At 58.8% G+C, this 12,094-nt stretch carries 13 protein-coding genes; 3 read left to right on the top strand and 10 right to left on the bottom strand.

Annotation, left to right across the window (positions count from 1 at the left end; translation table 11 throughout):
* Positions 1 to 448: 448 nt before the first annotated feature.
* Together NSND_RS08865 and NSND_RS20930 are read left to right on the top strand one after the other, a co-directional pair.
* Positions 449 to 1,474, top strand: coding sequence for an FAD:protein FMN transferase (locus tag NSND_RS08865; RefSeq protein WP_235000211.1), 1,026 nt, complete (start codon positions 449 to 451; stop codon positions 1,472 to 1,474).
* Positions 1,458 to 1,829 (top strand): hypothetical protein, encoded by a 372-nt coding sequence (locus NSND_RS20930; RefSeq protein WP_143833479.1) that lies wholly within the window; start codon positions 1,458 to 1,460, stop codon positions 1,827 to 1,829. The genes NSND_RS08865 and NSND_RS20930 overlap by 17 nt, the downstream gene beginning before the upstream one ends.
* A gap of 9 nt (positions 1,830 to 1,838) precedes the next feature.
* Here NSND_RS20930 and NSND_RS20925 read toward each other — a convergent pair whose 3' ends face one another.
* The 7 genes from NSND_RS20925 to NSND_RS08825 form a co-directional block, all read right to left on the bottom strand.
* On the bottom strand, positions 1,839 to 2,798 hold the full coding sequence (locus NSND_RS20925; protein ID WP_143833478.1) for an energy transducer TonB: 960 nt from the start codon (positions 2,796 to 2,798) through the stop codon (positions 1,839 to 1,841).
* Positions 2,795 to 3,169 (bottom strand): ExbD/TolR family protein, encoded by a 375-nt coding sequence (locus tag NSND_RS08850; protein WP_013247619.1) that lies wholly within the window; start codon positions 3,167 to 3,169, stop codon positions 2,795 to 2,797. Before NSND_RS08850 ends, NSND_RS20925 begins: the two co-directional genes overlap by 4 nt.
* Positions 3,153 to 3,584 (bottom strand): TonB-system energizer ExbB, encoded by a 432-nt coding sequence (gene exbB, locus NSND_RS08845; RefSeq protein ID WP_080878673.1) that lies wholly within the window; start codon positions 3,582 to 3,584, stop codon positions 3,153 to 3,155. Before exbB ends, NSND_RS08850 begins: the two co-directional genes overlap by 17 nt.
* Before the next feature lie 86 nt (positions 3,585 to 3,670).
* Positions 3,671 to 4,792, bottom strand: coding sequence for an ABC transporter ATP-binding protein (locus tag NSND_RS08840; RefSeq protein ID WP_235000210.1), 1,122 nt, complete (start codon positions 4,790 to 4,792; stop codon positions 3,671 to 3,673).
* A 53-nt stretch (positions 4,793 to 4,845) separates the two neighbouring features.
* Positions 4,846 to 6,450 carry an ABC transporter permease gene (locus NSND_RS08835; RefSeq protein ID WP_080878671.1) on the bottom strand — a complete coding sequence of 535 codons (1,605 nt, stop codon included), beginning with the start codon at positions 6,448 to 6,450 and terminating at the stop codon, positions 4,846 to 4,848.
* Positions 6,451 to 6,468: 18 nt separating this feature from the next.
* Complete coding sequence (locus NSND_RS08830) at positions 6,469 to 7,500, bottom strand: extracellular solute-binding protein (RefSeq protein ID WP_080878670.1); 1,032 nt, start codon at positions 7,498 to 7,500, stop codon at positions 6,469 to 6,471.
* 95 nt (positions 7,501 to 7,595) lie between these two features.
* Positions 7,596 to 8,027 (bottom strand): Fur family transcriptional regulator, encoded by a 432-nt coding sequence (locus tag NSND_RS08825; RefSeq protein WP_041187027.1) that lies wholly within the window; start codon positions 8,025 to 8,027, stop codon positions 7,596 to 7,598.
* A 153-nt stretch (positions 8,028 to 8,180) separates the two neighbouring features.
* On the opposite strand from NSND_RS08825, the gene NSND_RS08820 reads away from it, so the two are divergent.
* A complete protein-coding gene (locus NSND_RS08820; protein WP_080878669.1) occupies positions 8,181 to 8,744 on the top strand; it encodes a hypothetical protein in 564 nt (187 codons plus the stop codon).
* Positions 8,745 to 8,831: 87 nt separating this feature from the next.
* Here NSND_RS08820 and NSND_RS08815 read toward each other — a convergent pair whose 3' ends face one another.
* From NSND_RS08815 to NSND_RS08805, 3 genes are all read right to left on the bottom strand, one after another.
* Entirely contained in the window at positions 8,832 to 9,218 is a 387-nt protein-coding gene (locus NSND_RS08815; RefSeq protein WP_080878668.1) for a DNA-binding transcriptional response regulator, read from the bottom strand.
* 130 nt (positions 9,219 to 9,348) lie between these two features.
* Positions 9,349 to 10,053 (bottom strand): response regulator, encoded by a 705-nt coding sequence (locus NSND_RS08810; RefSeq protein ID WP_080878667.1) that lies wholly within the window; start codon positions 10,051 to 10,053, stop codon positions 9,349 to 9,351.
* 488 nt (positions 10,054 to 10,541) lie between these two features.
* Positions 10,542 to 12,062 (bottom strand): carboxypeptidase M32, encoded by a 1,521-nt coding sequence (locus NSND_RS08805; protein ID WP_080878666.1) that lies wholly within the window; start codon positions 12,060 to 12,062, stop codon positions 10,542 to 10,544.
* Between the last annotated feature and the right edge of the window lie 32 nt (positions 12,063 to 12,094).

Here is a 12,094-nt window from a genome sequence, read left to right as displayed (position 1 = left end):
GCATTTGAGCTCAAGGCCTTGCCCACGGACTTTGGCAATGAGTTGTCCGCACTCGCAGCGCGTCTCACTGTCTTGGCAGGTAGGGGATGCCAAACTTTTTCCTGTGGTCATAGCGGGTGGTCGGTCTCGTTTGTGAAATTGAGAACGATTATTAATATCCCGATCAGCGGAGGAATGTCAAGTCTGGCGACCAATTAAAAGTTGGCCGCTTTTTTGTGTGCGCTGCGCGCCTGCCACAGGTGATTGTGTCGGATAGAGTGGGGTACGGGAAAGGAGTGTTTGCCTGCCGGTCGGCGCGACGGGCGACATTTGCATTTTGCAGGCGTCCCGCAGAAGATGGACGCGTGTGCGCGTAAATCAGCGCCGGGCTGCGCCAATGAAGTTGTGTGATCTATTGAGTGTTAAGCGCAGCCTGTTTGTCATATTCGTCGGAGGTGGTGAGGTGGAGATGGGATATCGTTTTGCAGTCATGAGCGGGATCTTCCTGCTCTTGTTCTCGTCCGGATGTGCGACTACAAGGTCTGAATCCGCTCCTGCCGTCGTGAAGCGAACGCAGATGCAGATGGGTACGCTCGTGACCATTACGTCGGTGGCGTCTGATCGTCGGCGGGCGCAGGATGCGGCATCGGCTGGATTTCAGGAGATTCATCGCTTGGAAGAGTTGCTCAGTACCTGGATTGCGACCAGCGAACTCTCGCAGGTGAATGCTGCCGCTGGCAGGGACGCCGTCATGCTCAGCCGCGACACGATGAAGGTGCTGGAGGCCTCGCTCGAAATGGCTCGGCTGACGGAAGGAGGGTTTAATATTCTCGTCGGCCCGGCGGTTGAGGCCTGGAGTGTTCTCGATCGGCAGCACATTCCATCCGATGCGGTCTTGCAGGCGGTTCGCCCGCTGACGGAGTTGCGTTCGCTACATCTGAATGTCGCAGAGAGGACGGTCTATTTGGCCAAGCCGGGAATGCGGGTAGATGTGGGCGGGATCGGCAAAGGCTTTGCCGCGGATATGGCTGTCGCAGCCATGCAGGCGGCCGGAGCCACTGCAGGGGTCGTGGCCCTCTCGGGGGATATCAGGACCTTCGGCAGACTGCCGGGCGGCATGAAATTTCCCTTCGGCGTCCGGCATCCGAGGCATGAAGAGGCTGTGCTGGCTTTTATTGAGCTTCAGGATGAGGCGATTTCGACGGCCGGTGACTATGAGCGGTACTTCGAGCGGGATGGAGTGCGCTATCACCACATTCTCGATCCGATCACTTTGCAACCGGCTCGTGACTGCCAAAGCGTGACCGTGGTCGCCCGCGACGGACTGACCGCAGATGGCCTGGATACCGGCATCTTTGTGATGGGACGTGAGCGAGGACTGGCCTTGGTTGAGCGGTTGCCGGGGGTCGGTGCGATGATCGTAGATCGCGACGGCAAAGTCTGGGTTTCTTCGTATCTCAAGGGGAGGGTGAGGATGAATGATGGCATCGAGTAATTCCATCCAAGGCGGACGTTCCGGATGGGGCTTGGCCCCTGGTCGGCGCTGGGAAGGTATGCGCGCAGGGATAGTAGTCGGCCTGCTCGTATTGAGCGCATGCAGCGGTAGTTCCAAATATTTTCACGATGCGGTCAACGAGGCGACGCAAGAGATGGTCGGGAAGCGATATGGATCACCGCATAAGACACAAGCGGCTACCGGCGGGGGAGAAATCTGGACCTATTTCGAACGCGGCAGCGGAACGGCAGGCTTCGGTGGTCAAGTGCGGGGAGGCGGCTGCCGGGCCTATGTCTTGACGTTCGACAAGCAGGCGGTCTTGCGAGGCTGGGAACAGCAACCCTGCCAGGGATAACTCTGCAGCTTATCGATCCAGGTAGTAGCCGAGCGGTATTTGCATCGTGACCGAGGATTTTTCGAGCGGCTGGGACAAGGTGAGCGGTGAGGCCTGCCGAATGGTTTCCAGTGCGGCTTGATCGAGCACATCGTGCCCTGAGCTTCTTGCGACGGTGGCCGATGTAATGTGTCCGTCTTGCTGAATCACGATCCGTACAATCACCCGACCTTCCAGGCGATGCAGCCTCGCCGTGGCGGGATATTGTTTGAGTGCTTCAATCCGCTGGAGCAAAGGCCCTGCGAGCCAGCCATAATCCGGTTTTCGTAAAGCCTGAGTCGTACTGCTCGAGGGAACGAGCGATGCCGTTTGAGCCGGAGAGGTGGCGAGCTCAGAGGGCGGTTGTGATGTCGGTCCTGACATTTCTGGGGCGAGAGGAGCGTCTGCATGCGGCGGATTCGCCATCTGGGGCAGTGAGCGGGGATCAGGGGGGGCCTCGACCGGTGCCGATGTCGTGTGCAGGGAAGTTTGAAGTTCATCCTTCGTTTCGTGAGGTTCGGGAGGAGACACCACAGGAGCGCGTTCAAGCAGTTGTGCGGGAGCCTGGTGAGCCGGGGTGAGGGCTGCTTCGATGGTGTTGCGCTCGACCGTTGCCGAAGAGCTTGAGGTAGTTGCCGGTATGGTCGGGAGCGCTGCCTGAGAAGGTGTGGGACGCAGGGCCGCCGCTGGAGCGTTACGTTGAGCCGGTCGGATAACCGCTGTAGCAGGTGGTTGCGTACCGGGTGCGACCTGGGCAGGCGTCGCCGGAGGTTGAGAGCCGACGACCGTGACATCCCATTGAAAGGATGAAGATGGAGGAGCCAGGCCGATTTTGGCGACGAGGAGTCCGGCCAGGAGAATGGCGCTGCCGTGCAGGCAGAGCGAGATGATCCATCCGCTTGCATGGAAGCGGATGAAGGGGTCCGATATGCCGGGCTGGCGGGACGTCACAGCCGTACCACCTCCAGACTGACGGACTGAAATCCAAGACCTCGTATTTCGTCCACCACTGAGACAAACCGTTCCAGTAATGTGACTTTGTCGGCTCGTACGACCACCAGCGATTCGCGTGGGTGCGCGAGCATGACAGTCTTGAGGCCGTCCGGTGGGACGGGGCGGTCGTTGAGGAACAGGTCGCCGTTCGCGGTTAAGGTCACCACGACGGGGACATCTTTATGATCTCCGGCCTCTTTGGCCTTGGCGAGATTCACAGGGATCTGGCCGGTGCTGATGAAGGTGGCGGTGGTGAGGACGATGACGAGCAGCACGAGCATCACGTCGACCAGCGGAATGACGTTGATTTGATTAACCTCGCGTTCCATGTTGCACCTTATAGATCGTCAGCAGTTCGGTGACCCGCCGCCGGAGAATATTGTTCATCACGACGCAGGGGATGGCGACGAGCAGGCCGACAGCCGTTGCCTTCAGGGCCAGGCTTAAGCCGATCATAATGGTATTCACGGCCATCGTGCCTGAGGTTCCCATCGTATGGAAGGTCATCATAATACCGAGGACGGTCCCCAGCAATCCGATGTAAGGGGCATTGGCGGCCACCGTGCCTATAATGACCAGGCGTTTGGTCAGCGCCATTTCAAATGTTTGAATGTCCGTGAATTGGGACAGGTCCACGCGTCGATAGTAGAGCCACCGCTCGACCGCCACTGCCACCGACCAGATGCTGAGCGCTATCAGCATGCCAATAATTCCATATTCTACCGCATTCTTCAGCAGATCCATTCGTCGATCCTCCGCCTCTCGTGTTGGTTGTCTAAGGGGGCACCCCCGCCCTGCTCTCGGCATGGAGGCCTGGATTGAGTCCGGTTTTACGGGGGTGGGGCGTTGCCGTGTCCTGGTTCATTTTTTCCTGACGATTCGGGTGGTTGTGGGAAGAGGACGGTATGGGTTGCTACCACTCGAAGCGCAATCGCCGTGCCAACCTGATAAATACTCAGAGACGATTCGCTGCTGTGGACGATCTGTCCGGAGGGGAGCTGAATCGTGTACACATTTTCGGAGCCTTTGAATTGCCTTGCCAGAATATGGGCATCTGCGCCTTTGGTCGGGACGATATGAATGTCGTCGGGGCGAATCATCACGACCACGCTGGTTCCAGTCGCGAGATGCTGCGTGTTGGGGAATTCCCCGATCTCGGTGGTCACCAGATCATTGGCCACGACCCCGGAGATAAAATCTGCCTGTCCGACGAAGTCGGCTACAAAGGGAGTGGTGGGGACGTGGTAAATCGCTTCAGGGGTATCGAATTGCTCCAGTCGACCCCGGTTCAGGACTGCGACACGGTCGGCCATGGAAAACGCTTCGTCGTGGTCATGAGTGACAAGGATGGCCGTGGTCTTGGTCTGTCGAAGCAGGGCGTGGAGATCTTGTCGCATACGGCTCGCCATGTCGGGGTCGAGATTGCTGAACGGTTCGTCGAGCAGCAACAACACCGGGCGCAGGGCGAGGGCGCGGGCGAGCGCGACGCGTTGCTGTTGTCCCCCTGAGAGCTCATGCGGATACCGCTGTTCCAGTCCGCGCAAGCCGGTGAGGGTGAGGAGGTCATCGACGATGGCCTTCTGCTGTGGGCGGGAGAGGTGGCTGAGACCGAAGGCGATATTTTTCTCCACGCGCAGATGTGGAAACAGCGCGTATTCTTGAAAGACCATGCCGATGTGCCGCTGTTCAGTCGGCACCATCACGTCGCGCGATGACACGAGCCGGCCGGACAGAGAAATGCTCCCGTCGGTTACCCGCTCGAATCCTGCAATCGCGCGGAGAATGGTGGTTTTTCCGCACCCGGATGGCCCCAGGAGACAGAGAATTTCGCCCTGGTGGACCGTGAGCGTGATCTGTTCGACAGCAGGACGATTGGGCTCGTAGGCGCAGGAGATCCCGCGTAGTTCAAGGACGGGAGACTGTTCGGCGGCGAGATCCATGGCGTCAGGCATCGTAGATGCACCCTGTGCCCGGTGCTCGCGGATGTCTGAGTTGTTCACGGGATTCAACTAACGACCTCTTGGTCACGTCCGCGCCAATCCTTGGATACCAGTAGCAGCAAGGCCGGCAGGCTCAGGAGCACGATCAGCAATGCGGCGGGCGCCGCCAGCTGATAATACTCCTCGCTGGCTTCGAGCCATACACGAATCGCCAGTGTATCAAATCCTACCGGCCGCAGCAGCAATGTGGCTGGAAGTTCCTTCATGGTCTGGAGGAACATCAGGACCCAGGCCGCAATAAAACCGTTACGAATGAGCGGAAGGGTCACGCGCCGGAGGGTCCGGCGAGTCGTGCAGCCCAGGGTGCGTGCCACCTCTTCCACATTGGGGGTGACTTGTTGGAGAGCCGGCTCCATCGACTGCAGGCCGACCGGGAGAAAATGCAGGATGTAGGCAACGAGCAACACCGCGACGGTACCGTACAAGACCGGCACGAAGTGCGTAAAGAGCACAAGGACCGCGAGGGCGGCGACAGGACCGGGCAAGGCATAGCCGGCATAGGCGGCTTGGAGGCAGGCGAGATTGAGTCGCGAAGGACGGCGGCTGGCGAGGTAGGCCAGCGGAAGTCCGATGATCACGGCCCCACAGGCTGCCAGTGCCGACAGGAAGCTGCTGTTCCAGATGAAGCCGAAAAAACGCGCATCCAGGGCGCCCTGTGCAATCGCTTCGATACTCCACTGGATCAACATGACAGCCGGAATCCCGAATGCGGCTCCGAACACGAGTACGACGTACCCGGTGATGAGTGCCGTTCCAGCGGGGCCGGCGTGGTGCCGGGTCGCTTGTCGATAGCGGCCGGATGTTTGGTAGAAGCGACTCCGCTGGCGAAACCATCGTTCCGTGACCAGGAAGATGATTGCCATCACGACGAGGAGCAGGCTGAGAATGCTGGCGGACGTATGGTCGTAGCGGCTGGTCATCTGTTGATAGACCGCATACGTGAGTGTCTGGTAGCGGAGCAGAGAGACCGCCCCGAAGTCCGAGATCACATACAAAATCACGAGCGCTAGTCCTGCGGCAATGGCGGGGCGGATGAGCGGGAGCGTGACGCGCCAGAGTGTGCTCCAAGGAGAAACGCCGCAGACGCGTGCCACTTCCTCGAAGGAGATATTCAGATTCAGCAGTGCTCCTCGGACCAGCAGGTACACAAACGGAAACGTGTCGAGGGCCATGATCAGTGTGACGCCGACAAAGCTTTGAGGGGAGAGCAGTCGCGCGTCGGACCCCATGAGCGTCTGCCACCCTTGTTCCACCGGGCCGCCCATTCCCAGAAGATGGGCATACACATAGGCCAGCACATAGGTCGGCATGGCGAGGGGTAAGGCGAGTGCCCATTCCCAGACCCGGCGACCAGGAAATTCGTACCGAACGGTGATCCAGGCGAGGGAGACGCCCAGCAGCAGTGTGGTCAAAGCGACGCCGGTGGCCAGCGAGAGGGTGTTCCAGAGAAGTTCGGGAATGCGCGTCGACCAGAGACGGCTCCACACGGTCGGTGCGGCGGTGAGCGCCACATAGATGATGTAGCAGGTGGGGAGAACCAGAAATGCGGCAGTGATCAGGCTGATCCATTGCAGCGAAGAGGGGGCGTGAGCTCTTGTGGCGGTAAGCATGCGCGGCTACACAAGGGCTTAGCGAAGGCCGACCTGTTCGATCAGCGTGAGGGTGGCCTCGCGTAATTCGGCCAGTCGAGCCAGGGGGACTTGCGCCGCACGGAACGTGCGCCGGTCGATGAGTGTCGGATCGGCTTTCACGTCCGGATGGAGAGGGTATTCCTTGTCCAGATCCGCGAACATTTTTTGCCCGGCCTGGGCAACCAGGAATTCGATCAGGAGTTTGGCACTTTCAACGTGTTTGGACGCGCGGGTGACCCCGATTCCGGTCACGTTCATGATGGCGCCCATACCGCCTTCCTGCTGATCGGTCATGACCGCGGCGATCGGAGCGGTGGGCTGCGTGGCAAGGTGCCGATAGATATAGTAGTGGTTCACAATGCCTGCCGCGACCTGCCCCTTCGCGACGGCGTCCACAATCTGCGAACTCTTTTGGTATACCTGCGTGTCCGCATTGGCCTTGAGTCCTTGCAGAAACTGCTTCGTCCGTTCGTCTCCGAAGGTGGCTTTGATTACTGAAACGCCGGCCTGAAGATATTCGCTACCGGAATTGGGAACGGCGATTTTGTCTTTCCATTGCGGCTGGGCGAGGTCGAACAGTGATTTGATCTGATCGGGTTTGACGAGATTGGTGTTGTAGACGACGATCCAGAAGCGGCCTGAGAGTCCGATCCAGCTGTTGTCGGCCGCGCGGAATTGCGACGGGATGGCTCGTTCAACTTCGCGCATATTCATGGGCCGGAGGAGTTTGAGTTCCCGGGCATGCTCGAGGCTCCCGGCATCGTTCGTCAGGAAGACGTCGGCCGGGGTATGGTCGCCTTCGGCTTGTAAGCGGTTGACCAACTCGGTGGTGCCCGACGACAGCAATTCGATTTGGATGCCACTCTTGGCCTGAAATTCATCCAGCACCGGCTTAATGAGCCGTTCTGCGCGACCCGAATAGACGACAAGTTTCTCGGCGGCCTCCGCGGTTCCGGTGGCCCACTGCAAAAACGTCAGCGCCCCGAGGAGTAGCGTCAGCGCCAAAAATGTGCGACAGGATGAAGCCATGCGGCGTGCCTCCAGAGTGGGGACAGCCTGTAATGGCCATCCTAGTTGAAATTGATAAGCCGTCTCAAGATAGTACTGGATGCGGAAGCGATTCGTCAATGGCGGCAGCGCGCACAGAGGCCGTACAGCTCCAGCCGGTGGGTTTGGATCACAAAGCCGTTCTTGGTCGCGACCTCTTCCTGTAGCCGTTCAATCTCGCAATTCTCGAACTCTACAATAGTCCCACAGCCGGTGCAGATGAGATGGTCGTGATGGCCCTTATGCGAGATATTGTCGTATTGCGTCTGGGTGCCGAAGTGGCGGGCTTGGGCGATGCCTGCTTCGCAGAAGAGATTCAGCGTGCGGTAAATCGTGGCGAGTCCGAGGTGGGGATCTTTCTTCGCCAGCTGATGATACATCGTCTCGGCCGTGACGTGTTCTTGTCGCAGGAACGCCGTCAGGATGAGTTCGCGTTGACGAGTCAGCTTCAACTGATGCTTGGCCAGGTGCTGGCGAAGCACGTCCATTTCTTTGAGAGTCTTGCTCATGGCGCGTGAACCGGCATGAAAGACGCCCATTAAAGACGAAAGTGCCTCGGCGGGTCAAGAGGGGATCCGGCCGGTACGATCATCAATTGACGAACCGAAACCTGCCTGTTTATAGTCCTGCCGGTTGTGGACGATTCAGAGGAGATTCAATAGGTGCGCAAATCTCACGAAATGACGATCGATCGAGTGCTACTGCTGTATGCCTTATCGCTGGCCGAGCCCTATGGCTTGTTGAGTGACGTCAAGCTGCAGCAGCTCTGTTTCCTGTGCGAACTGCAGATGTTTGGAAAGGGGATGAAGGGGTTTCATTTCGAGTTCGTCCGGTTTGCCTATGGCGCCTTCAGCCGCGATCTGGACAATGACTTGACGTCCCTTCGACGCAAGGAACGGGTCGAAAACTTCAGCCCGTCCGACCAGGTTCGCGACGAGGTCCTTCCTCTGCTGATGAAAGGCATCGACGGAAATGAAACCAATGAGAAAATTCGTGACCTCATGCAGGCGGTGATCACCACCTACGGGCCGCAGGATGTCACTGCCATTACGCAGTCCGTCGAATCCGTCGAACTCAGTACCCCGCAGCAACCCGATTTCAAGATTCCCATCCGCGATATTGTGTTCCACACCACGCTGCTGGTTCCTGCCCGCATCGAAGCGTCGGCGGAGTTTCTCCTGCCTCCAAGCCAGTTGGCGAAGCTCAACACGGCCATGGGATACTGAACCGGAGGCTCCCGGTCCGGTAGGTCGTTGGCGCTGACGTGTTGTGGCAGCGGTTGGGTGGCGGGCGACCGGTGAAAATGGGTCGATCTAGGGTCGTTTCGGAAGGGCGAGCGCCGCCTGGATCGTATGGAGCATGGCACCGGTCTCAATCGGTTCCAGCAAACAATACTCGATGTGGAGTTCGCGGACGACGCGCTGAAGTTTCTCGCCTTCGAGTGCGGGATCGTGTAGCGCTGCTGTGACGATCAGGCGAGCGCTCGGAAAGGTTTTGCGAAGTTCCATTAGGTCTTCCGGCCCTTGATCGTCGTCCGCGACGAAGCGACTGATCACCAGGTCGAGCTTGGACGACGTGGACTGAGCGCCGGCGGTCTGCAAGGTCGCACTGTGTTGAACAAAATGTTCCATGCCCGGTAAGGCCAGCTTGATAAGCCGCTTCAGATTCGCGTCGGCATTGATGATCAGAATATTGGCCATAGTCCTCCGATGAGAGGGTGCAGGGTGTACTGACCGGCGGCTGCGGGAGTCTATGCCGACCGATCCCAGGTGCCCGTCCGCTTGCAGAGAATTGTTGTGCCGGGTCGGTCAACGCGATCATCTTTCAGTGTCAGACCAACTGCTGGTCCAGGGCGTAGCGAATCAATTCTGCCGTGGTTCTCATTCCTAATTTGATGAGGAGCCGCGAACGGTAGGTGCTCACCGTCTTGATGCTCAAATTGAGATGTTCCGCGATCTCCGTCAGGCGTCGTCCCTGTGCGATCCACTGCAGTACTTCAATTTCGCGATCCGAGAGTGTTGCCGGGAGGGTGTCGGTGGAGGAGAGGTTTCGGTGCGGTCCCTCGTCCTGGTTGTGTTCGGTTTCGGGAGGCGGCAGGTAATGTCCACCCTGAAGGATGCGTGAGACCGCCATCCGAAGTTCCTGCGGCCCTCGCTCTTTTGTCAGGTATCCGAGTGCACCGGCTCGAATGGCACGAGCCGAGTAATGTTCTTCGGCATAAATGCTGACAACCAGGACAGGCAGGGCCGGCCGCAACGATTTGAGAATGCGCAGGATTTCGAGTCCCGGCATGTCCGGCAGATTCAAGTCCAGGATGACGAGATCCCAGGTGCCTGTGCGAATGTGATCGATTGCATGGCGGGCAGAGGCTGTTTCGACAATGTCGGGCGTCAGTCCGTCCTCAACGAGGAAGTCCCGTAGGAACTCTCGCAGGCCGCGACGGAGTAAGGCGTGGTCATCCGCGAGCAGAATTCGGACTTCGGCTTTCGCCGGGTGCGACTCTTGGCATGCATCCACGGCCAGCGTTCCGCTCATGGAGCACCCCGGAATTCCACTCTGCCCGTTTCCGGCCGAGCACAGAGAATGGTCCGATCCGCCCTCAAGTCGGTGTCGTCGTGGGGGGCGGTCAATGTCTGGGTCGTACGCGGAGAGAACACTCGATAGGCTCCTGCATGTCGTCTAGTCGTGGCAGCCACTGACTCGGACATCGATGCTGAAGACCTTGTTCTGCCGGAACCCATTCGGGCCAACGGGAAAGTCCAAGGACTTGTCTTTCGATTCCTAATCCCACGTGCTCAGCCGATTCATCCCCTGGAGCAGGGTAAGAAACTAAGAGAAATTTCCTATTTCATGTGGGGCGGAGTAGTACCACGAAGACCGATTGGTCGAATAGAGCTAAAGGGCCCTGTTGTGGCCCTAGAGGTGTGCCTGACCTGTCGTAATCCTTGAGTAAAAGAAAGGGCGTCGTGGGGAGACGCAGGGGGTAGTGGGCTATGGGAGGGTAGTGAAAAGCGGCTCACAGATCAGAGTCGGTATAGCTCCGCGTATTTCGTTTCGAGATAACGGAGAAACGGCTCGGGGTTCACCCCGCTACCCGTCACCCGTCGTGCCAGATGGTCGGGTGTGAACATCCGTCCCCAGCGGTGGATTTTCTGCTCGAGCCATCGCCGCAGAGGCAAGAGGTGTCCTGCTCTCATCTCCTCCTCCAGCTGCGGAAGTTCGAGTGTGGCCTGTTCGAAGAATTGCACGGAATACAGGTTGCCCAAGGTGTAGGTCGGGAAATATCCGAAGGCGCCCATCGACCAATGCACATCCTGCAAGACCCCCTCGGCATCCCGTTCCGGCACAATACCCAAATACGACTGCATTTTCTCGTTCCAAAGGCCGGGCAGATCATCCGGTTCTGCTCGTCCCTCAATAAGGGCCTGCTCGATTTCGACGCGTAACATGATGTGCAAGTTATAGGTCAATTCGTCGGCTTCGACGCGGATCAGCGAGGGGGTGGCCCGGTTGATGGCCGCATAGAACCGGTCGAGAGGCACGTCCGCCAACTGTTGCGGGAACGTGTGCTGCAACATCGGGTAGAAGCAGTGCCAGAACGCACGGGACCGGCCGACACAATTTTCCCACAGGCGGGACTGGCTTTCGTGAAAGCCGAGTGACACGGATTCGCCGAGGGGCGAGCCATAATAGCGAGGATCCAAGCCTTGATCGTACAGGCCATGGCCCCCTTCATGGATGCAACTAAACAGGCACGACGGCAGATCTTTCTCGAAGACCCGTGTCGTGACCCGGACATCGGTCGGATGAAAAGAGGTCGTGAAGGGATGGGCCGAGAGATCGAGGCGCCCACGCTCGAAGTCATAGCCCATGGCGGTCAGCACAAGCCGACCGAATTCCACCTGCTTGGATTGGTCGAAACTCTGGTGCAGGCAACGGTCGTCGATGGTGACGTGACTGGCCTGAACGCGCCGTAAGAGCGGGACAAGGCGTTCCCGTAATTGTGTGAACAGCGGCGCGAGTTGAGCGATGGTGGCACCCGGCTCATACGTATCCAAGAGCGCATCGTAGGGCGAGTTTCGATACCCTAAATACCGAGCCTCATCACGTTTGAGGTCCAGGATAATCTTCAGTGAGGGCAGAAATTTTGAAAACCGACTTTCTTCCCGTGCCGTCACCCAGGCCTGCTGGGCCAAGGAACACTCGCGGCTGAGGCGGATCACAAAGTCGGATGGAAGTTTCTTGGCCCGGCTGAAGTCGCGCCAGGTTTCCCGCAACAGCGACCGGGAGGGTTCATCCCAACTGTCGGCGGCCTGTCCGGTCGCGGGGTCGATCCATTCGGTGAGCAGCGTTTCGAGCTCAGCGGACACGAGTCTTTGATGGGCAAGACCTTCGAGCGTCGCGATCTGCTCCGCGCGCGCCGCCCCGCCGCCGGCGGGCATATACGTCTCCTGGTCCCACGAGAGAACTGCGGCCGCGCTCTGGATGCGACGGATTTCCAACAAACGTGTCGTCAAGGGTTCCAATGTCGCCAGTGTCTTCACCTTCAGGCTCCTTCTCCGGGCACGTCCATGGT

The organism is Nitrospira sp. ND1 (assembly GCF_900170025.1).
Lineage (GTDB): Bacteria > Nitrospirota > Nitrospiria > Nitrospirales > Nitrospiraceae > Nitrospira_A.
This window is presented reverse-complemented; position numbering and strand designations above follow the sequence as displayed.